The sequence below is a fragment of the Pseudoalteromonas sp. P1-26 genome, from assembly GCF_001401795.1.
GTDB lineage: Bacteria > Pseudomonadota > Gammaproteobacteria > Enterobacterales > Alteromonadaceae > Pseudoalteromonas.
The window spans coordinates 1-22,266 of the sequence record NZ_LKDX01000029.1; the positions used below are offsets into that span (position 1 = coordinate 1).

Sequence of the window (22,266 nt, forward strand, 5' to 3'; positions counted from 1 at the left end):
CCCCTTGAAACTCGCTAACTTAAGACATTTCCCGGCTAAAGCCAGTCCTACGGGGGAAACATCAGGCGCTAGGTTCTGGGTGCTAGGACCCGATGTAAAATCGCTGCTACAGACTCGTATCTCGCACCTCGAATCTCGCACCTCGTACCTCGCACCTCGTATCTCGCACCTCGTATCTCGCACCTCGTATCTCGCACCTCGAATCTCGTACCTCGCACCTCGCACCTCGAATCTCGAATCTCGCACCTCGTATCTCGTACCTCGTAACTTTACTCTTTCCCCTTGAAACTCGCTAATTTATGGTTTCCCACTTCACACATTGGTCTTTCAGACATTATCAACCATACTTGAATAATATGATCTGTAAGTATTTAAACTAAGGTGGCTTAATGGGGTTAAAAGCGCTGTTTTTACTTGTTGTTGCTGTATTGAGTAACTCGGCTTTTAGCTGCGATAAAACCCTAAAAGTGGGGATTAGTCAGCAGTGGGCACCTTATGCTTTTAAGCAAAATGGCAAGCTCACCGGAATTGATATTGATGTGGTTAATTTAGTGCTAAAAGAAGCAGGATTTTGCGCTAAATATGTTGTTATGCCTTCATCTAAACGGGGCTTTGCAGAGCTTAAGCACGGTAAAGTCGATTTACTACCTGCAGCAAGCTATAGCACTGAGCGTGACTCTTTTAGTTTCTTTTCAGAGCCTTACCGTAATGAAGTGATGCGTTTGTTTTGGTACCCGCATGGCCGCTTAGAGTCTCTAGACTTACAAGGACTGCTCGAACATCAGCAAGTTATTTTAACTAATAGTGGTAGTTATTTTGGCCCTGACTTTACTCATTTAAAAGAAGACGCAAAATATAAAGAACAACTCGTTACTGTGTCATCTTTGCGTCAGCGCCTCGCTATGCTAGTTGCTAGGCGGGTCGATTTTTTTGTTGATGATGAACTAGCTGGTTTATATTTAATTCAAAAAAATAATCAGCAGGGTATCGAGCTGCATCCGTATATTGTCAATAATGACAGCGTTTATTTTATGCTGAGTGAAACAACCCTGTTAGCAGAAGACAGAGCGGCTATTAACTCAGCAATTTTAAACAACCAGCAAGCGATAACTGAGATCATCGCTCGCTATGTTAAGCACTAAACTATCCCAAACACTAAACTATCCTAAACGAGTCACCCGCAGTTTAATACGCCCCGCATTCGCCCCATAAAAGCGGTTTAGGTCGTTAGCAAAAGGGCAAAACTCGCCTGATTTAGCAATACGAATATCGGCACCTTCAGCAATTTCAAACAAATGATCGTCGTTGTTATCGATAGCGCCAATCAACGCAAACCATTGTGCGTGGGGTAAACGTCTAAACGGTTCAAGCACGGCCATCGGGATTTCTTTCACCCCAAGTTGGATATTGTCACGGTGCCAGCCGGCAGGGCCGCAACTAATGCCGTCGTCATACCAAGTTTGCTCTGGATAAGGCGTAAATCGGTAAGTACCACCTTGCTCTAACATTAAGCCTGTGTGGTTGTATTTTTCAGCGCCATAAACAAACACATCTTTACTTTCGTCTATGCTCAGCACCGTCATATTTTGTTTATCAAGCGCAATATGCGGGCTTAAACCCTTAAAGCTTAAGCGAGTTTCGTCATTATAAAGTACGTCGTAGTGAAGGCTCTTTAACGATTCAGGGCGATAGCTCGTTAAACGATTAATACGCTCTGCTACTGTGTAGTGAATAGTTGGCGCGAGCTTGCTTTGTTCGTTATCAACTAATACACAGCATTCGCGATCTACCAGTTTAAACAAAGGGTTAAACCAAAAATAGTTTTGCTGATGGCTAAGTGCCAGCGGATCTGGGGTAACGGTAACATCATCTTGAGCAATGAGGTTACGATGCTCTTCTGGGAGCAAGGTGTTGTAATTGATATCCGCACTGGTAAGTAAGTTTAGTGCGACGGTTTGTTCAATCAGCCACTCAATCGCATAGCGTAGGCAAATGTCGGCTAAACCATCACGATAATAGCCGCCACCCACATCTGAATGAGCGCCCGCAAACCAGATCTCTTGTACATGCGGCGCACTATTAATAAGTGTGGGTTCAAATGCACGGCGCTTTTCATCAAGTGCCACGCAATGAAGGGCTGCTTTTATATTGCTTGCAAGTGTGTAGTTTTCAAAAATAACGTGCTCAGCACCGCGAGTTGCTTTTGTTACCTTTGAAAAACCAATTGATGCAACAGTATCAAATACACATAAGTAAACATCATCACTAATAAGTGGCTCTAAACATTTGGCAAAGCGCCTAGCAAGGGCAGCACCGCGGCTAAAACCAGTTAGTAGTATTTTATCACCCACAGTGTAGTAGCTTTTAAAGTCGCTCATAGCACGGTTTAAAATGCTAGCTACATCATCACCTCTTGGTGCAAGGGCTTGATTGAATAAACGTCGAAAGCGGCTACCTTGGGTGCCTATACCCTGATAATAAAAGCTAAGTTGGGTTGGAAATGGTGTTTCGGGTTCGCTATTGAGTGCGCCACCAAAAAGTAAATGAAGTTTAAGAATATTAGAAATACTGGCGTCTTCTTTGAAGTGTGCAGCGCTGAATTGTTCTGCATCACGAGGCTCGCTGCCTGTGCCATCAAAGTTGAAAATCAGCGTTTTAGCGGTCATAGCGTCATTCCTTTAGTGGTTTGTATAAACATACTCCCACTTTATGAAAATTAGAAGACAAATATGCGGCGCTTTAATGAAAAATGGGCTTTGATTTTAAAGCCCATTTATTTGCTATTTATAAAATTAGCCGACTCTGGCTATGGTATGCTTTTGTAAAATTTCTAACAAAATTTCGTAGTCTTTTTCGATTTCGAGTAGCTTAAGTTGAATATCTTTTAGCGTATTGCCCTTACTTGCGGCCAGTACCTCTAGTTCAGTAAAGTGCAGGTGCAATTTGGCTGCGCCCACATCGCCGCAGGTCCCTTTAAGCGCATGGCTGGTGGTTGCAATCGCATGGTAGTCTTTGTCTTTGATTGCTTGTGTTAGCAGCGTTATTTTTTTATGTGAGCTTTCTAAAAACATCTTACTCACTTTGTTTAATAGCACCTCGTTATTCATCAAACGACCGAGGGCTGCTTCGCGATTCCAATGCTGTTTTTCTTCATCGATTAATTCTTCTTGCAGTATAGCGGGCGACTGATTTACCTCAGGCACAGCAATCGTTTTTGGCGCTGTATGATGTTTAGGGTACGTTGATGCAACCCATTTCGCCGTAGTGGTAATCAATTTATCTGCACTGATTGGTTTTGTGATGTAATCGCTCATACCTGCATTTAAGCACTTTTTACGCTCACCGAGCATGGCATTGGCTGTCATGGCAATAATTGGGATCTCGCTATGGTACTCTCCACCAGCCCCTTTGCGTATTTGTGCTGCTGCATCATAGCCATTTAACACGGGCATTTGGCAGTCCATTAACACGCAGTTAAATGGGTCGTTTTCAGGTGCACTGGCCAATATTTCAATGGCTTGCTGACCATTCGACGCCATTTCAAAGCGCAGTGCCAAGCTCATTAATGTGCCTTTGGCAACTGCAGCATTTATATCGTTATCATCAACGATCAGGATTTTTGCTCCAGCAATATCAACATCTATGTGAATTTGCGTATCAGTCTCGCGACGAAGTGGTATTGTGTCTTGAGCAGGCTGCTCTTTTATGAGTCGTTCATCAGCTAGTTTAAGTAAAAACTCAGAGATAAGCACAGGTTTAGATAAGCGCATAAAGGTGCAGAATTTAGCTTGCGGTGGTGGTTCGGTTGGGTTTATAAGCACCACTAATTTAAAGGGCAGGCTATGGTCATAGGTATTTTCACTAAAGCTATCAAGTTTTGCGAGTAACGGATTGCCAGGCTCTAAAATTAGCGTATCAAAGGGCATGTTATCGCTTACTTCAAAGCTTTCTAGGTCAACATTCGTGAGCTGTCCACCGCAATGAGAGATTAGTTTTGTTAGGCTTCTTTCAAGCTCAGGTTGTTTGACCGACACAGCAAAAACGCTGTCTTTAAAGCGGCTGCTTGGTTGGCGTTTTTCTACATTTTGGCTGTCTAACTGAATGGTAAATGTGAAAGTACTCCCTTTACCTTCGGTTGATTCAAAGGAAATTTGCCCATTTAACAAACTAGCTAGCTGCTTACAAATTGATAAACCGAGCCCTGTGCCTCCGTATTGTGCGGCCACACTGTTATCGGCTTGGGTGAAAGCACTAAACAATTTATTTTGATTTTCAGGCGCAATACCAATCCCGGTATCTTGAATTGTGCAGCATAGCTCAACGTTATCATCGCTAAGTCGTTTGCTTGTGGCGGTAAATTTTATAAAGCCCGTTTTAGTAAATTTAATTGCGTTATTAATTAAATTGGTAATCACTTGTGAGTAGCGATGAGGGTCTGTAACAATCGAGCTGTACTCAACATCGGCAATATCTAAAATAAATTCAAGGTTTTTCTCTTGGGCTTTAACAGCCATGCTGCCACTTAAGCTTTCAAAAAACTTAATAGGGTTAAACGCTTTTTTGTCCAAGTCGAGTTTGCCAGCCTCAATTTTTGATAAATCAAGAATGTCGTTAATAAGTACGTTCAAGCTATTAACGCTTACCTCTGTCATTTCTAAATAATGCTGTTGTTGATTACTTAGTGACTCTCGTTTTATTAAATTGAGTGTGCCAATAACACCGTTTAATGGTGTTCGCATCTCATGACTGATATTTGATATAAAAGCGCTTTTAACTTGGCTGGCTTTTTCTAGCTGGGCAGTTCTTTGTGCGACTTTAATTTCGAGTTCGTTATTTATTTGCTTAATTTTGTCGCTCGCTTGCTTTTCAACGGTAGTGTCGCGAATGAGAATGGCTGTGCCGTTGTGTTGATGATGTTCATCAAAAATAGCTGAAAAAGCGAGTGCTAAATGAGTCGTGTGTTGATTGCTTTGCTGATAGTCGACTTCAATTTCATGTTGCTTTCGTCGGCTTTTAACCTCGTTACATACCTCTTTAATGTTAATATTTGGAAATAGATTCAGTTTGTTTATATCTGCCCCTAAGACTTGTTCACGTTGAAAACCAAATAATTCAGTGGCTGCTTTATTCCAACTAGACACTAGGCCGATCTCACTTATTGCAATAATGGCATCTTTTGAGCCGCTAATAATGGCTGAAGATACCGCTCTTGCCTCGGCAAGCTCGCGGTTACGCTTTAAATTTCGATGCAAAAATCCAAGTACAAACACCAAAAAAGCAGATACGCCGAACAAAAATGCATAAGTGCTGATCCTTTGCTCGCGTTCCATCGCATTAATTTCAGAGTGAGGCAGCATAATGTGGGCATCTATAAACCCCGTTTCTAAATCTCCAGTAAATGGAATGCGCTTAGTTAACGCTTCGTATTGTTGTTTACCAGCAAAGTTAGAGCTAATACTGAGTATATTTTCTAAATAGGCAGGTTCAGACTTATACACTGAGTCCCAGCGTTTGTTTGGTGCTAAGTCACGGCTAAAGCGAAAGTCTTCATTAGGGTGAACTAAAAAGTAGCCTTCGCTGTCTGTTAGGATCAATGAGTTTGGTGCTTGTACCATCGCATTAAGAGATGCAAATAACTGAGATGTATTAATGTTTGCAATAATCAGCCCATAGCGCTGCATATTTTCATCAAAGATGGGTAAGGCAATACGTAGCATAGGTTTATAAGGATAATCGAGCTTTCCATATTCTCGGTTAAGTGTTATTGCTGATAAATACATATCACCCTGTGACAATTGCGAACTTTGCTGGTAATAGTCACGGGCACTTTTATCCTGTAACTGATTATCTGCTTTTACAACTATGCCACCGGCAGCTCTGTCTACCCTGATCAGTTCTTGTCCTGCTCGTTGTGTACTGATGATACGTAATTGCTCGAATTCAGAATTTGATTGTAAAAATGCAACGAATATCGTTTCTAAACGTTTTTTCCATTGCTCTGAGGTAGTGTTATCAAGAGGGTCGTTACCACCATTTGCTGCAGCTCTGGCAAGTCCTGATATAGGTGGAGTGGAATATAAAAACTGTAAATCGTTTTTATATTTATTTATTTTTTCATGGACTTGCACATCTACGGTAGCGCTTGATTCTCTCAGTCTTTCTGCAACGCTGTTTTTAATATTTTTATGAAGTTGTAGTTCGAAAAAGAAAATTGCTGAGCACATAATTGCGGCTATAAAAGCAATCGCTAATGGTATTAAAAAGCGTCCTTCAGAGGTTGTCGCTTTTTTCTGGTGTAATACTTCGTAATCCATGGTTTAGCCCTCCATACCGAAAACGTGAGTTGGTAGTAAGGTTTGATTTAGCTCAAAAGCTAAAACTGGGTTCAGCAAGTATGCAAACACAGCGGTTTCTCCCTTGATGCTTGGCTTGATATAGCGCTTTATCGGCACAGCGAATTAGTTCGTCAGTGTCGATGGCTTCATGCCCAGAAAATGTTGCGCTACCAATACTAATAGAGAGTACTCCAGAGGTTGCATGTGGGTGTTCAATATTTAGTTCACGGATGTTTGCCAACAGCTTGTGAGCAATAAATTGTGCCCCTTGAATATCGGTGTCTGGCAAAACACATAAAAATTCTTCACCACCATAGCGAATAGTGGTATCAGTTGGGCGATTAACACTTTTTTTGATTTCATCAGCAACGCGTTTTAGGCATTCGTCACCTTGTTGATGACCAAGAGAGTCGTTGTACTGTTTAAAGTAATCAATATCGAGCATTAATACCGAAAGAGCTTTATCGTTTCTGACTGCTAATCGAATGTTTTGATCAAGGGTATTTTGTAAAAATCGTCGGTTGTTTAAACCAGTGAGGCTGTCGTGCTCACAAAGACTTTTGAGTAAATCGGCTTGTTTTTTTAAGGTCAAATGCGCTTTTACGCGATTAAGTAATGTGACGCCATAAACCGGTTTTGACACAAAATCGACAGCACCTGCTTGCCAACAGCGATTTTGGTCATCTTGATCCATAATGGCGGTAATAAATATCACCGGAATATCTTTGTATTGGGAGTGTTTTTTTAATTGCTTGCAAACATCAAGGCCGCTCATGGTGCCAAGCATCACGTCAAGCAGTATTAAATCAGGCTTAACGGTCTCGCACAGGTGCAGTACGTTTTCACCGCAATCTGTTGTGTGGGTTTTATAGAAGGGTGAGAGCAAACTTTCTATTACGGTTGTATTAATTGGTTCATCATCAACAATTAAAATAACAGAATCTTTAAGCTTTAAATCTGTGCGACTAGCTACCGGTTGCAAACTATTCCCTCCAAGCGATGAATAAAGCATAGACTGGATTTTGGGATTTTCTACAACTTAAGAATTAAAAAGTTATTTTTTATATTGGCGCGTCTGGTGAGATAGGACTAGAGTTTTTTTATGTACTACTTGCAGAGGCGATGGATATGCTTTTTTCTCATCATGAAAATTCACACAACAAAGTGCTTGTAGTGGATGATGAGCCTACTAGTTTGATGATTATGGCAGAGTCGCTTAGCGACCTTGGTGAGATAGTTTGTTGCGATAATGGTGCTCAAGCAATTGAAAAAGCAACTTTCTTTCAGCCTGATGTTATTTTACTAGATATCGAAATGCCTGGTATGAATGGCTTTGAGGTATGTAAAAAGCTTAAAAACAACCCAAAAACAGCACAGAGCCATGTGATTTTTGTTACTTCTCACAATGAACAAATTTTTGAGTATCAAAGTTTTGCAAGCGGCGGGATTGATCTTATTCATAAGCCCGTTGATTTGAATATCTGCCGGCTCAGAGTACAAAACCAGTTAAAGCTTAAACACCAAGAAGCACAGATATTAGCTGCAAGAAATGATATTTCGACACTCGTTGCTCAAGTACCTGTGTATATATCTTACTGGTCAAATACCGAGGAAAACCTTTTCAGCAATGATGAAACCAGCCATTGGTTTTCAAAAAGCAGCGAGCAAATGTTAGGTTGTTTCGCCAAAGATGTATTACCTGATGAATTGTATGAGGCTTTTCATCGCTGCTTGACTGAGGGAATAGAGCAAGAAGTTTTAAATATTCAGTTGCCTAGCCCTCGCAATAAGATTGAATATGTTAGAGCGCAAATAAGTTTAAGAATAAAAGAGCGAGAAGTTGTAGGTGTTATTCTTACTCTTTCGGACATCACCTCAATTACCCATACAAAAAAACTGCTATCGAATGAGTCTGAACGTTTACGGGTTATGCTTAATTCTATTGGTGATGCCGTAATAGCCACGGACAACAACGCAATTATTAACTTTATGAACCCCATTGCTGAGCGATTAACAGGTTGGCTCGTTGAAGAGGCAAAAGGGCGCCATATTGAAGAGGTAATGAAGCTCGTTGATGCAACATCGAACAAAACACTCGTCAATCCTATATCTGTTGCTTTAAAAGAGCAGCGCATTGTTGCTATGGCGTTAAACAGTCAATTAACCGGGCTTGATGGGCGAGTTTATAGGGTCGAAGATTCAGCTGCGCCAATACGAGATATTGAAGGTAACATCATCGGCGGTATTATCGTGTTTCATGATGTCAGTGAATCAATCGCGATGGCCGTGAAAATGAGTCATTTAGCAAATCATGATTTACTAACCGATTTGCCTAATCGGGTGTTGTTACATGATAGAGTCACCCATGCATGTAAAGTTGCTCGTAGTATGAAGAAAAAAGTGGCTTTAATGCTGATTGATATTGACCACTTTAAGTATTTAAACGATACCCTAGGTCATCATCAAGGCGATTTAATTATTAAACATGTGGCTAAGCGCCTTGAGTCTCTCATCGATTTAAACACCACGTTAGCTAGAATTGGCGGTGATGAATTTGTGATTTTATTACCTGACGTGCAGAGCACCTCCGCGATAGATGCCATTGCCAGCGACATTATTAACACCATGAATGAGCCGTTTCGTATTGATAGCCAAGAGTATATTTTATCGGTCAGTGTGGGGGTGAGTGTTAACCCTGCTGACTCTACTCAAGCAGAAGAAATGATGACTCATGCAGATGCAGCCATGTACCGTGCGAAAGAGCAGGGGCGTAACCGTTTTTGCTATTACTCCGATGACTTAGAGTATCAATTTAAGCAGCGGCAAAGCGTTGAAAAGCTCTTAAGACATGCTATTGAGCAAGATAAGATTGAGGTGTTTTATCAGCCGAAACTAGCTCTCGCAACCCGGAAAATCATTGGTGTCGAAGCCTTAGTACGGCTTCGAGATAACGACAATAAACTTATTTCACCACTGGATTTTATACCCCTTGCAGAAGAAACAGGTCTCATTCATGCTTTGGGTCAGTCAGTGATTAAGCAAAGCTGTAAAGCGGCTAAAGAGTGGGCCGACAAAGGGCATAACATAAAGGTTGCCGTGAACATTGCAGCAAAACAATTTACCGATGGTAATTTTTGTAATCTCGTTGCTGATACGATTGAACAAGCGGGGCTTGCCAGTGAACTGTTAGAGCTTGAAGTAACCGAAAGCGCGTTGATGCATGATTTTGAAGAAATAAAAATCATGCTTAATAAACTCTCTGATTTGGGGTTAACCATTGCTATAGATGACTTTGGTACGGGCTATTCAAGTTTGTCTTATTTAAAACTCTTCCCCGTTGATGTACTCAAAATAGATCAATCTTTTGTGAGAGATATGCTCACTGATACGCAAAGTATGGACATTGTTAGAACCATCACCAGTTTAGCGCATACCTTGAATTTGCAAATTGTGGCTGAAGGTATTGAAGAAAAACAGCATTTGAATAGTTTAATCGATTTAGGCTGCGAACTTGGGCAAGGGTACTATTTTCATAAGCCCATGCCCAAAGAAGAGTTTGATAAGCTATTAGGTTAAGCCATGGTGTGGCTGTACAGGATTCCACAACCAATAAAGATAAGTGCAACACCGCCGATTGCTTCGGCTTTTTTGCCAACCCAGCCACTTATTACGTTACCAAGTAGCGCGCCGATGGTAACCATAATTGTGGTTGCTAGGCCTATCATGGCGGCTGCTAAGTAAATATTTACTTTCATGAAAGCTAGGCTAATACCGACTGTCATCGCATCTATACTGGTGCCAATAGCGGTTAGTAATGTGGCAATGAAAGAGCGCTTAGTGTTAGGTGTAACTTCTTCTTCATCGTCGTCATCTTCTTTACGACTCTCAAGCAACATATGGATGCCTAAACCCACTAACAACACAAAGGCAATCCAGTGATCAAACGCTTCAACGTAATCTGCACCGGCACTGCCAATTAGCCAGCCAACAATCGGTGCGATAGCTTCGATACAGCCAAACAATAAACCAAGCTTGATTGCACTCAGAACGCGAGGATTTTTAAGCGTACTGCCTTTGGTGATTGAAGCTGCAAAAGCATCAGTCGACATAGCAAGCGATAAAACGCTTAGGGTAATAATATTCAATTTTTGCGCCCCACAAAAAGTGGGCATTATACGCGGCTGAGCCGTAAACAGATAGGTTAATTTACGGCTCAAATAGCTAAGGAGCTTAATAAGCGCTGTACTGATAATTATTCATTACAGTGCCATCTTTGGGTGCAAGTTTTGGCTCAAGTTTAATAAGCTCTTCATAAACATCAGGGACAAAAACTTTTAGACGCTGGGCACGACGAAAGTGGTTAGGCTCATATTGCTCAACAAGTTTTAATGCGCTTGGCATATAGTCTGCGAGGGTTTGTGTGTTATAGCTTTGCTCCAGTGCTTGGTCGAGAATATCAAGCCCAGGCTTAGAAAAATCATGCGTAACTGCAAGGCTCATTAAAAACTCAACTGCTGCATTTGAATGCATGCTTGCATAAAAATACATATCGTTGTTTTGCATGTCTTTTAATGAAAAATCAAAGCCGTTGTCAGCTAATGTTTGCCATTGTTCTAACGCTAACTTAGTAAATACATAAAGATTTTCTGGTGCGGTTGGGTCGACTCTGTTTTGCCAAATAGACGTCAGTTGTTGAGGGTTTTCTATTGTTGCTGCAAGCAACATATTTGTCTGGTGGGTACTGAGTTTTGCTGTTTGGGTAATCGTTGCAACAGTATTAAGGTCTTTTTCGACAATTGCTTCTTTAAAGGCTTGATACTGCGTTGAGGTTTGATATTTATAATCATTTAAATGCAAGAATTGCCAATTATGAACCTGCACTGGGTCGATTTCTTGAAGCATATTGGGAGTTAGTAAGCCTTGTTGAGCTTCGAGCGTTTCTAATTCTTCGAGTGCTTGAGAGCGTGTTTTTATCGCTTCTAGTGAATTGATCCGCTGATCTATCGTTTCACACTCAGGAGTTATTTTTTTGGCTTGCTGTTTTTGTCTCTCATAGGCACTGAGAGCTTTTGATATTACAGAGTTATCTTTTTCTTTACGTTTAAATGCTTGGTTATTTGGGATTAGCTTTAAATCTTTGAACTGAGAAAAAGCATCATTAGCAACTTGGTCGCCAACAAATAAAAGGCTACTCGGTAAGAATGAAGATTTAAGCATCAGTAGCCTATCGTTCGGTGTGTCGCGCACAAGCTCGCCGTGAGCTCGATAACCTTTATTTTTTAGATAACTTAGTGTTTCTAAGTGTTTGCTCTCTAGTGGCTGTACTTCGCTATTTGAGCTGCCCTTAAGGTTTACAATGGCTATATCCATCGCTGTAAATACATTTGGCTGATTAGTGGGCTCAATACCTCGTTCACTTAACAACTTTAAAATTGGTACGTTAAATTCACTCACAGCCACATCAGCAAGGTTTAAATACAGTTGTTCATCCATAAAGTCATCACTCATTGCTGTAGGCGAGCCGTTTAGCTGTGCTGGTTGAGAGATCAGTGCTGTTAAATAATCATTAGGTAAGTTGCTTTTTAAAGCCACAGCGATATCGTTAACAGTAAACTCTTTGCTGGATATTGCGTTTTCAAACTCAGTCAAACTAAGCGTATGAGCATTAGCAAGAAACAAAATAGATGGTGAAATGAGCCGTGATGGACCGATTTTAAATGGTGTTTTTAAATAGGTATTAAAATCATCGTTGTTATCTAATAGTTTGTACAATGCTGTTTTGTTTACTTGCTCAGGTAATGGAACATTAAACATCATTGAACCTGTATTTTGGCTAAGGGGTCCATTAATTGCCGTTAGTTGATTGATTGTATCTGCATCAAAATAATCAATGACCTCAAGCCCTTGCCAGCTTTTTAATATGTTAACTGATGAGGCATATTGAAATTGCTGTTCTGCATTCTCTTTGATGGCGTTAATAACTAAGGTATTAAATGAACGGTAAGATATTTTCACAAGTTCCGAATAACTTAAAATATCTTCAAGAGAGTCGCCGTCTTTTAATGCTTGTTTAATCGCTGCCTCTATTTGACTGTGATCAGCTGCAACTTGAGTGGCTTTTAAACTTTGTTGCTTACACTGGCGTTTGGCTAGCTTGAGTTTAGCCAGCTCCAATGCTTTACTATTTGGCTGGCTTAATGGTTCAAATAAACTCGTAGCGTTATTTTGTTCAGCGACAGTAGCAGTAGATGTTGAGACTTCATTGCTTATCGCTTCAATGGGAGTGGGGTTATCTAATATCAGGTAGGTACCAAAGGCACAAAACCCTGCAAAAACGGTTAGCGAAATACCTTTTTTCATATTCAATCCATGGATTTATCTTGCCTGAAGTGTATGTCTTTATAGTTTAATGTCAATGACTTGGGGACGAAGTGCACAAGTAGCCGACAAACAACTAATTTGTCGGCTTTATGCCGTAGCTTAATGCAGTTTCATTTTTGGCCTAACAACGCGTAGTACTTTTTCGCTGATCCACAGTGCAAAGGTTTTTGCACTGCCATGAATGGCACGTTGATGCATACGATAGAGCGAAATATACATAAATCGCGCTATTTTACCCTCTATAAAAAAGCTATTGCTGGTTAGGTTGCCCATTAAACTGCCTACCGTGCTGTAGCGTGACAAGTTAACTAAAGAGCCATGATCACTGTAAGTAAAGGCACTGAGTGGCTGGTCTTTGAGTGTAGCTATAAGGTTTTTTTCAACACATTGCGCCATTTGATGGGCCGATTGCGCTCTGGGTGGCACTTGTGTGCCATCTTCTTGAGTAAATGCACAGCAATCACCAATCACAAAAATGTCGTCGTTAACGCTACTTTGCAGATATTGGTTCACCTTAATTTGGTTATTGCGGGTAAGTTCAAAGATACCAATGTCTTTTATGAAATCAGGTGCTTTTACACCCGCAGCCCAAACCATAATGTCGGCTTTGATATGTTCATCGTTTTTGGTGATAAAGCTGTTTTCTGTGGCCTCTTTTACTTGCGTTCCTTCGCGTACTGTTACCCCTAATTTAACCAGTTCACGCTTAGCTGAGTTTGCAATGCGCTCTGGTAACGCGGGTAAAATTCGCGGCCCTGCTTCAATTAAATCAATATGTAAGCGTTTAGCGGTCATTTTATTCAGGCCATACATTTTTAGCATGTCTGATACATGATAAAGCTCTGCCGACAGCTCGACCCCAGTTGCACCACCCCCCACTATGGCAATGGTTAAGGAGTGCTGTGGGTCATCATCTTGATGTAAGCGGGTGAAGTTATCGAGTAGAGCATGCTGAAAGCGCTCAGCTTGCTGGTTTGAATCAAGGTAAAAACAGTGCTTGTTAACACCTGGGGTATTAAAGTCGTTACTAACACTGCCAATGGCAAGTACGAGGTAGTCATAACTGACTTGGCGCTCAGGTAAAATACGGTGGCCAAGCTCGTCTTTTAACTCGCTTAAAGTAATGGTTTTGTTGGTTTGATCTAAGTGGCAAAAGCTGCCGAGTTGAAAATTATAATGGTGTTTTGCTGCATGAGCTGAGTATACAACGCCGTCTAAATCGGCATCAATCGACCCCGTCGCTACTTCATGAAGTAACGGCTTCCAAATATGGCTGCGGTTTTTATCGATTAAAAGTATCTCTGCTTGGCGTTTTTTCCCGAGTTTGTGTCCTAATTGTGTTGCTAGTTCTAAGCCACCAGCGCCACCACCGACTATCACGATTTTAGGAGGTTGGTTAATCATTACGTTGCCCTCAAAAGTATAATACCTAAACACTCTTGCGAAAAAGCGCTTAGGTATTGCAAGTCCATCCTTCAATACCCCATGGCAACGTGCTCATTGTGCGCCTTTTTGATGATTTTGTCAGTACCTGTTAAGAACAATATAGTGCGCTTAGTTATATCAACGGCCTTGGGAGATTGAGTTAAACAGGTTAACATGGCTAATTCGCAGTAAGAGACCTATCATTACCTGAAAAGGGAAATGACAGTGAGGGATCAGGATGACTACACCACTACACACTTCGTTGAATCAATACTTTGGCTTTAATGAGTTTCGCCAAGGTCAGCAACAAACCATTGAGCAGTTATTAAATCAGCAATCGTCGTTGGCAATTTTTCCAACTGGCTCGGGTAAATCCTTGTGCTATCAATTAACTGCAATGCACCTACCTAATTTGACCTTAGTGGTTTCGCCATTATTGGCGCTGATGAAAGACCAGATCAGCTTTTTAAATAGCAAAGGTATTTACGCGGCAAGCCTTGATTCAAGCCAAACCAGTGAGCAAAGTCATACGGTAATGAGTGATGTACGAGCAGGAAAGGTGAAAATTTTAATGGTCTCAGTTGAGCGTTTTAAGAATGAGCGCTTTCGTGAATTTATTAAACAAGTGCCTATTTCGATGCTGGTGGTTGATGAAGCGCACTGTATATCTGAATGGGGTCACAATTTTAGGCCTGATTACCTAAAACTGCCGCGCTATCGTGAAGAGCTTAATATTCCACTGGTATTACTTCTCACTGCTACAGCGACTAAAAAAGTAAAGCGCGATATGTGTGAGCGTTTTGCTATTGCCCCAGAATGTGTGGTGCAAACTGGCTTTTACCGAAGCAACCTCGACTTATCAGTGCTCAGTGTTGCAAGCCAAGAAAAACCTCAGCAATTAGCCAGTATTATAGCCAGCCAACAAGGTGCTGGGATTGTTTATGTCACCTTACAACATACCGCTGAGCAAGTAGCAGAAGGTTTGGCAAGAGCCGGCTTTGATGCGGTGGCCTATCATGCAGGCCTTGAGGATGATAAACGCTGGCAAATTCAAGATGATTTTATGGCGGGTAAAATCAATATCGTCGTGGCAACTATTGCTTTTGGGATGGGTGTTGATAAGTCTGATATTCGTTTTGTGATCCACTATGATTTGCCAAAATCGATTGAAAACTATAGCCAAGAGATTGGCCGTGCAGGGCGAGATGGTGCGCCGTCAAACTGTTTTACCCTAGCAAACCTTGATGGCTTGAATACCGTTGAGAACTTTGTTTATGCCGACACTCCCGAGCAAAGTGGGATTGACTATGTCATTAATAACATTCGCAACGAGCAAACGAACAACCAGTGGGAAATGCAAGAGTACAGCTTATCGAGCGAAAGTAATATTCGTGCTTTAGCGTTAAAAACCTTACTAGTACAGTTAGAGATGCAAGGGGCTATTACGCCTTTATATGCCTATTATGCCGATTTTAAATATAAGTTTTTAACGGATCAAAATGAGCTTCTTAGCCAGTTTGATGCTGACCGACAAGCGTTTTTACAACAGGTATTTAAACATACTGAGTTTAAGAAAATTTGGGGCACACTTAATTTTGATGCATTAACCAGTGCTACTCAAGTAGATAGAAAGCGCGTAGTTGCAGCGCTCGATTATTTGGCTGAAAAGGGCCACATAGCCCTTGAAACCAAACGTATTACGCAAGTGTATGAGGTGAATAACTCGGTAATAAACCACGCTGATTTAGCACAGCAACTTCACCAATATTTTATCGAAAAAGAGCAGGCCGAAATTAAACGTATCGCCACTTTAGTACGCTTTTTTGAACTTGATAGCTGCTTAAGTTATAACTTAGCTCGCTATTTTGATGACCAGAATGCACCCCAGCAATGTGGCCATTGTTCAGTGTGTAGAGGCCAGCAGGTAAAACTTAGTTACTCATTAGTGCATCAAATGCCTGAGCAAAATGTGATTGCTAGCAAAGTTGCTGAGCTTAAACAGCACTTAGCTGCTAAAGGGATTAGTGATGTCAGCATCGATACTCAGTGCCGCTTTTTAGCGGGCATGAGCGTGCCTTTATTTACCCGCAACAAAGTCAGGCAGCTATCAGGTTTTGGCCTTTGCGAGCAACAACGATACAGTGACATTAAAGCCCTGCTACAGCAGTTGTAGCAGGGCTTTAGGTGTAGAGTTTTGCCATTAAAAAGTGCCAAAACTGTACACTTAACCAATTTGAATACTGGTAGTCGGGTAGGTCAAAGGTTGGCTGTGCTGGCGAGCAAAACAATAAGCAAACGTTAATGGCCCAACCCGACCTATCAACATCAATAGTATGATGATGAGCTGACTAGGCGCACTTAAATCCCCAGTTATACCACGTGAAAGGCCCACGGTACTCAGTGCCGAAATTGCCTCAAAGGTGATATCAAGTAACGACCCTTGTTCAAGCTTGGTGATGATCATAATGCTGGTAAAAGCGATAAATAAGTACAGTATCATGACGCTTAGTGCCTTGATCACCAACTTGTCGCTCAGCTGGCGGTTAAACACGGTGACCGTGGTTTGCTGTTTTAAATAGCTGCGCATCGCTAAAATTAGGATCACAAAGGTGCCGAGCTTTATGCCACTTGCCGTACTAACTGAACCACCGCCAATCACCATCAGCAGCATAGTCAAAAGCGTTGAATCTTGACTCAAACCATCAATTGGCAGGGTATTAAATCCTGCGGTACGAGGTGTCACCGCTTGAAACCAAGCCGTTAATATTTGCTCAGACGTTGATAGCGGCGCTAATGTCGCCGGATTGGCGTGTTCAAAGAAAAAAATCAATATAAATGCGATGCAGTTGAGCATTAAGGTGGCAATTAACACCAAGCGGGTATTGGTTGATAGTAACGACCAGCGCTTTTGTTTGTAGATATCAATCAGTACAGTAAACCCTAAGCCGCCGATGATAAACAAAGCGGTGATCACCACGTTTACGGTTATATCGCCTTTGAATGCCGATAAGCTATCGCCGCTTAACGCAAAGCCCGCATTATTGAACGCCGAAATCGTATAAAACAGACTGTGATAGGCGCTTTTTAGTACACCGTAGTCATCGAACCAACTAATAAAGAGTAAGCAAAATGCCACCGACTCAATCACTAATGAATACACTAAAACATACTTAGCAACCTTGATCACCGAGGTTAAATCGTTAGTGTCAAAAGCGCGACTGGCTAGTAAGCGTTGCTGTAAGCCTAGAGTTTTTCCTAAACTTAATATTGAAATCACCGCCACGGTCATAAAGCCAATGCCACCTATTTGAATCAGCAGCATGACCACGCTTTGACCAAATACAGTCAGATCAGTACCGGTGTCGATGACCACCAGCCCTGTTACTGTAACCGCAGAGGCTGCCGTAAATAATGCATCGAGCCAGCTGATCGGTTGGGTGCTTGCCATTGGCAGCATGAGTAAGCCTGTGCCAAGCATAATTAACACAATAAAGCCGATAGTGAGCACTAAAGGTGGGTTTACTTTTTGCCGCTTACGACACTTTACACCGCTAAATTGTTTAGGGTAAACATTGGCTTGCCAGTTAATCATAATGCACGAAACCGTTTTGCTAATTTAGTTAAGTAAGTCTTAGAGCCCAGTAGCACCAGACTATCGCCGTGGCGCAGTTCGGTGTCGTTAGTCAGCTCTGTATTGAAGTAGTCATCACGGCGAAGTGTTAGCGGTTTTATATCGCTATTACGCTCTTTGAGGAGCCAGCCAATTTTGCGACCTGAAAGCTGCAGATCAATGCCTAGTTCAACAATAAACGTGGATTGGTTAAGCGGGAAATATTGATTAACCATCGGGTAGTTTAGCGCTTGTGCAACCCTTACGCCCATTTCTTCTTCAGGGTGAATGATACGGTCAACGCCGAGTTTACTTAGAATTTGATGGTGGCTTTTGGTACAGGCCTTTACCCAAATTTGCTTTACACCTAAGTTCTTTAAATGCAATACACATAAAATACTGGCTTCAATATTCTCGCCAATGGCCACCAATACGGCTTGGCAACTGGGTAAATCGAGCCGTGCTAATTGTGTTTCATCACTGGCATCAACCACTACGGTAAAACTGAGTTGGTCGGCATAGTGATTAACGGTGCTTTCGCTAATATCGGCGGCACATACTGTATGACCTTGTTTTGAAAGTTCTAAACAGGCGGTTACGCCAAAACGTCCTAATCCGATTACTGCAAACTGAGCCATTGTCTTTCTCGCTATTGTGGGTACGCGCTAAATGCTAATGGCAAAAAAACAGAAGTCTTTAGAGAGCTTGAAAGCTTTATAAAGATTTTATGCTGAGATAAAAAAACTTTATAAAAACTTTATAGTGACAAAATTAAAAACCCTTTAATCTAATAGGGACAAACGATAAGTGAAAAGATGATGCAGTCAGTATTCAAAATACAGTATTTAAAAGCCGCATTTTTAAGTGTGTTGATGCCACTTGTGGTGGTGCTCGCGATATTTCCATTTCGAGAACTGTTTACAACCACCGATATTGTGATGCTACAGCTGCTGTGGGTGACATGGGTTGCGGTGCGCAGTAATCGTCGTGTTGCAGCGCTTACCACCTTGGTGAGTGTTGCCTGCACGGACTGGTTTTATGTGGTGCCTTACTTTACTTTTCATATCGAAAATATTGAATATGTGGTCACTTTTTTGGTGATGTTGATTGTGGGTTTAGTGATAAGCCACTTAGCCGGGGAGCTCAATACCAAGGTTCGCGATGTGCAAGCCCATGCTAGTAATAGTCGCTTATTGTATGAGTTAGCTAAAAAGCTTAATGATCTCGATAGCCTTGAGGAGCAAAAGCAGCTGTTTTTAACAACCATGGCCGCGCATTTAAAGGTTGCGTGTGATTGGCAGCTAGCAGCCTCTAAGCAGTTTATTTATTTAAATGAACAACAAGCTGAATTTGGCGGCATCGCGTTTGCTAAAGCGCTTAATGCCGAGCAACTTGCTTTGGCGAATACAGCGTGCTCTTTACTGTATCAGGTTCAAGAAAAAACCTTACTACGCGAGCAATCAGCGGCGATTAAAGTACAGGCGGAGTTAGAGAGGTCAAAAAACACCTTGTTGCGCAGTTTATCCCATGACTTACGAACACCATTAGCGACTATTATGGGTGCATCAAGCATGTTGGCTGATGATGATATTCAACTAAGCTCTGAGGTTATCAAAGAGCAAGCTGCTAATATTTATGAGCAAAGTAAAATACTTAACCAGCACTTTGATAAAGTCATGGAGCTCAGTAAAGTGAATAAGTTAGCTGAGAATATTAAATGGCAAAAACTACCCATTTTGACCTTAATTAGCGAAGCTAAATCACGCCGTCAGCAACAACTACAAAACTTTAAACTGCATATCGAAGCTCAGCAACAAAGCATCTGTTTTGGCGATGAAACCTTACTTGAAATTGCCTTTGCCAATATGCTCGAAAACGCAGCTCGTTATGGAGATGGTTCGGCGAACATGCAATTTATTGAAACACTGGATGAATACCAAATTGTGTTAACTAACCCTTTTGCTAATAAGCACGAGACGAGTCAAGATGAAGGCGTTGGCCTAGGGAGTGTTATTTGCGATGTGGTTGCTAAATGTCATCAGGGGCGCTTTGAATTAACCCTCAATGAGCAGACAAAGCAGGCAACAGCTATATTAATTTGGAGTAACAGCCGTGGCTAATATTTTGGTTTTAGAGGACTCACCGCCTCTGCAAAGTTTTTTAAAAACACTGCTCAAAGCAAGTAACCATGAAGTCAGTGTGTGCGCGAAAGGGCTTGATGCGTTTGCACTTTTAAGCCAGCAGCAGTTTGATTTAGTGCTGCTTGATTTAGGTTTGCTCGATATGGATGGGCAAGATTGGCTGGTGGAGTTTAGGCAGTGGAGTTTACTCCCTGTTCTGGTACTTTCTGCGCGCGACGGCGAAACAGAAAAAGTCACCGCCCTTGATAACGGCGCTAACGATTACCTAACTAAACCATTCAGCGCAAACGAATTACTAGCACGTATTCGGGTGCTACTTCGCACACAAACAACACCAAGCCTAACGTTGCAATGTGGCGATATTCACATAGACCCGCATAAACATGTGGTGCGTAAAGGTGCTGAAGAAGTCAAACTAACTAAAAAAGAGTACGCTATTTTGCTGTTGTTATTTCAGCAAAAAGATAAGGTGTTAACGCATAACGCCATATTATCTGAGGTGTGGGGCGAGCAGTATATTAATCGCCCTGAATATGTGCGTGTACATATTGGTCAGTTAAGACAAAAGCTTGAACAAAATGCGGCGAGTCCTAAACATATCTTAACCGAGCCCGCCGTAGGTTACCGCTTAGTTGAATAAACTATCGCTTAACAACGCTTTAAGTTGTGTTTGTAACAGACCTTAGGTACTGTTTTAGGAAATAAAATAATAAAGCGGAAGTCTTTTCATTGGCTATGCATCAAAATACCGGACACGGCATTAGTTCACTGTCGAATACACAGCTTGAAGAGGTTATTGCAGAAATCGAGCAAGCCATTAAGTGGCACCAGTCATGGTATAGAAATTTATTAAGGTGCTTAATTGCAGACATACCTGCAGATGAACAAGACTTAGCAGATAATGCTCATAACCTTTGTCGTTTTGGGCAATGGTTTAATAAGCTACCCGAGCAGACCATAAATCTTCACCCTTACTTTTCTGAAATCGCTTGTGCGCATCAAAAGATGCATCAAGGTGCCAAAGTCCTGTTATCGTTAAAAGAGTCTAAGTCTGTTATTCCGGCTAATTTATTGGACCAGTTTCATGCTGATTTAGATAGCTTGCATGAATTTTTTGAAACTCTTATCGATGAATTCTCTGAGCTGCTTCACACAAGAGATCCTTTAACGGGGGCATCGAACCGAACAAACTTAGTAGAAAACCTGCAAAAAGAGCATGAGCTGTGCAAGCGTAAATCGCTGAGCTGCGCGCTGGTAATGATCGACCTTGATCACTTTAAGCAAGTGAACGATGAGTTTGGTCATGCTGCGGGTGATAAGGTATTAATCGCCCTGGTTAAATGCATTAAATCTCATCTAAGAGAGTACGATCAACTATATCGCTATGGCGGCGAAGAATTTTTAGTCTGCTTACCCCAAACAGAGCTAGAAGGTGCCAAATCATTTTCTGAGCGATTAAGAGCAGGCGTTGAAGCTTTAAAAATCGAAATCGGTAATGATCAACACATTAATGTAACAGGCTCATTTGGCGTTGCGCTAATAAATGCTGAAGATGATATCGAAAAGGCAATCGAGAGGGCCGACCAAGCCATGTATCAAGCTAAAAAGTCAGGCCGCAATCGAGTGTCTGTGGCTTGATTAGTAGCTTTGGAGCTTTATTTTATTGAACAGGGAAACAGTGACAGTGTACACACTGTCACTGCACATCAGGTCAGTCGTATTTCGCTTCTAACTCGTTTGCTGTGTGATAACTTTCGTGAGTTTTTAGCTGCTCTAAATAACGTTTAATTTCAGGGAAGTGCGCAAGCAGACCTGCCTCATCAGCTTTTTCTACAACAAAAGACATCATGAAATCAGCACCGGTCAATTCCTCATTTACTAAGTACTGCTTACCTTTTAATTGCTGGTTTACATAACTCAGTATCTTGCCAATTTCATGGTCAGCATAATCACCAATAAAGTTGGTTTTACAGCCATCTTTTGTAATAAATAATTTTAATAAAAAAGGGACCATTGCTGAGCTTTCTGCAAAATGAAGCCATTGCTGATAGTCAACATAGCTGTCGCTTTGCTGGCTCGGCATATACTTGCTTTTGCCGTAATTACTAATTAAGTAGTCGGTAATTGCGCCAGACTCAGTAATTACTTTGCCGTTATCTTCAAGAACGGGCGCTTTGCCCAGAGGATGAATTTGTTTTAATTCATCGGGTGCTAAAAATGTTTCTTTATTGCGTTGATAAGCAACAATGTCGTAATCTACGTCTAGCTCTTCGAGTAACCAAATAATTCGTTTAGAGCGTGATTTATTTAAATGGTGTAATTTAATCATTTGTTATCCTGAATAGTGACGCAACACTGTTTACTGCGCCTAAAA

At 41.4% G+C, this 22,266-nt stretch carries 15 protein-coding genes; 6 read left to right on the forward strand and 9 right to left on the reverse strand.

Annotated elements, in window-relative coordinates; all coding sequences use genetic code 11:
• Nucleotides 1-389 precede the first annotated feature (389 nt).
• Complete coding sequence (locus tag AN394_RS14100) at nucleotides 390-1,142, forward strand: ABC transporter substrate-binding protein (protein WP_054563247.1); 753 nt, start codon at nucleotides 390-392, stop codon at nucleotides 1,140-1,142.
• Nucleotides 1,143-1,160: 18 nt separating this feature from the next.
• On the opposite strand, the gene AN394_RS14105 is transcribed toward AN394_RS14100, so the two are convergent.
• From AN394_RS14105 to AN394_RS14115, 3 genes are all read right to left on the reverse strand, one after another.
• Nucleotides 1,161-2,666 carry a DUF2235 domain-containing protein gene (locus tag AN394_RS14105; RefSeq protein WP_055021824.1) on the reverse strand — a complete coding sequence of 502 codons (1,506 nt, stop codon included), beginning with the start codon at nucleotides 2,664-2,666 and terminating at the stop codon, nucleotides 1,161-1,163.
• A gap of 126 nt (nucleotides 2,667-2,792) precedes the next feature.
• Complete coding sequence (locus AN394_RS14110; RefSeq protein WP_055021825.1) at nucleotides 2,793-6,314, reverse strand: ATP-binding protein; 3,522 nt, start codon at nucleotides 6,312-6,314, stop codon at nucleotides 2,793-2,795.
• A gap of 52 nt (nucleotides 6,315-6,366) precedes the next feature.
• Entirely contained in the window at nucleotides 6,367-7,317 is a 951-nt protein-coding gene (locus tag AN394_RS14115; protein ID WP_235575503.1) for a diguanylate cyclase, read from the reverse strand.
• Nucleotides 7,318-7,463: 146 nt separating this feature from the next.
• Between AN394_RS14115 and AN394_RS14120 the strand changes: the two genes are divergently transcribed.
• Nucleotides 7,464-9,911: an EAL domain-containing protein gene (locus tag AN394_RS14120; RefSeq protein WP_054563297.1), complete on the forward strand. Its 2,448-nt coding sequence runs from the start codon at nucleotides 7,464-7,466 to the stop codon at nucleotides 9,909-9,911.
• On the opposite strand, the gene AN394_RS14125 is transcribed toward AN394_RS14120, so the two are convergent.
• From AN394_RS14125 to AN394_RS14135, 3 genes are all read right to left on the reverse strand, one after another.
• On the reverse strand, nucleotides 9,908-10,480 hold the full coding sequence (locus tag AN394_RS14125; protein WP_054563298.1) for a manganese efflux pump MntP family protein: 573 nt from the start codon (nucleotides 10,478-10,480) through the stop codon (nucleotides 9,908-9,910). The genes AN394_RS14120 and AN394_RS14125 overlap by 4 nt on opposite strands.
• 85 nt (nucleotides 10,481-10,565) lie before the next feature.
• Complete coding sequence (locus AN394_RS14130) at nucleotides 10,566-12,695, reverse strand: hypothetical protein (RefSeq protein ID WP_055021826.1); 2,130 nt, start codon at nucleotides 12,693-12,695, stop codon at nucleotides 10,566-10,568.
• Between the two features lie 120 nt (nucleotides 12,696-12,815).
• Nucleotides 12,816-14,120, reverse strand: a complete 1,305-nt coding sequence (locus tag AN394_RS14135; RefSeq protein WP_054563253.1) for an NAD(P)/FAD-dependent oxidoreductase — start codon at nucleotides 14,118-14,120, stop codon at nucleotides 12,816-12,818.
• Between the two features lie 259 nt (nucleotides 14,121-14,379).
• Here AN394_RS14135 and AN394_RS14140 point away from each other — a divergent pair, with 259 nt between their 5' ends.
• Complete coding sequence (locus tag AN394_RS14140) at nucleotides 14,380-16,314, forward strand: ATP-dependent DNA helicase RecQ (RefSeq protein ID WP_054563254.1); 1,935 nt, start codon at nucleotides 14,380-14,382, stop codon at nucleotides 16,312-16,314.
• 51 nt (nucleotides 16,315-16,365) lie between these two features.
• Here the strand turns inward: AN394_RS14140 and AN394_RS14145 are convergent, their stop codons facing one another.
• Together AN394_RS14145 and AN394_RS14150 are read right to left on the reverse strand one after the other, a co-directional pair.
• Complete coding sequence (locus tag AN394_RS14145; RefSeq protein WP_054563255.1) at nucleotides 16,366-17,733, reverse strand: TrkH family potassium uptake protein; 1,368 nt, start codon at nucleotides 17,731-17,733, stop codon at nucleotides 16,366-16,368.
• Nucleotides 17,730-18,389: a TrkA family potassium uptake protein gene (locus AN394_RS14150; RefSeq protein ID WP_054553462.1), complete on the reverse strand. Its 660-nt coding sequence runs from the start codon at nucleotides 18,387-18,389 to the stop codon at nucleotides 17,730-17,732. Before AN394_RS14150 ends, AN394_RS14145 begins: the two co-directional genes overlap by 4 nt.
• Nucleotides 18,390-18,566: 177 nt before the next feature.
• Here AN394_RS14150 and AN394_RS14155 point away from each other — a divergent pair, with 177 nt between their 5' ends.
• The 3 genes from AN394_RS14155 to AN394_RS21715 all read left to right on the forward strand — a co-directional run bounded on the left by AN394_RS14155 (nucleotide 18,567) and on the right by AN394_RS21715 (nucleotide 21,530).
• A complete protein-coding gene (locus AN394_RS14155; RefSeq protein ID WP_054563257.1) occupies nucleotides 18,567-19,871 on the forward strand; it encodes a DUF4118 domain-containing protein in 1,305 nt (434 codons plus the stop codon).
• On the forward strand, nucleotides 19,864-20,532 hold the full coding sequence (locus AN394_RS14160; protein ID WP_054563258.1) for a response regulator: 669 nt from the start codon (nucleotides 19,864-19,866) through the stop codon (nucleotides 20,530-20,532). Before AN394_RS14155 ends, AN394_RS14160 begins: the two co-directional genes overlap by 8 nt.
• A gap of 95 nt (nucleotides 20,533-20,627) precedes the next feature.
• Complete coding sequence (locus tag AN394_RS21715) at nucleotides 20,628-21,530, forward strand: diguanylate cyclase (RefSeq protein ID WP_082401700.1); 903 nt, start codon at nucleotides 20,628-20,630, stop codon at nucleotides 21,528-21,530.
• A 73-nt stretch (nucleotides 21,531-21,603) separates the two neighbouring features.
• Here AN394_RS21715 and AN394_RS14170 read toward each other — a convergent pair whose 3' ends face one another.
• On the reverse strand, nucleotides 21,604-22,221 hold the full coding sequence (locus tag AN394_RS14170; RefSeq protein WP_054563259.1) for a glutathione S-transferase family protein: 618 nt from the start codon (nucleotides 22,219-22,221) through the stop codon (nucleotides 21,604-21,606).
• Between the last annotated feature and the right edge of the window lie 45 nt (nucleotides 22,222-22,266).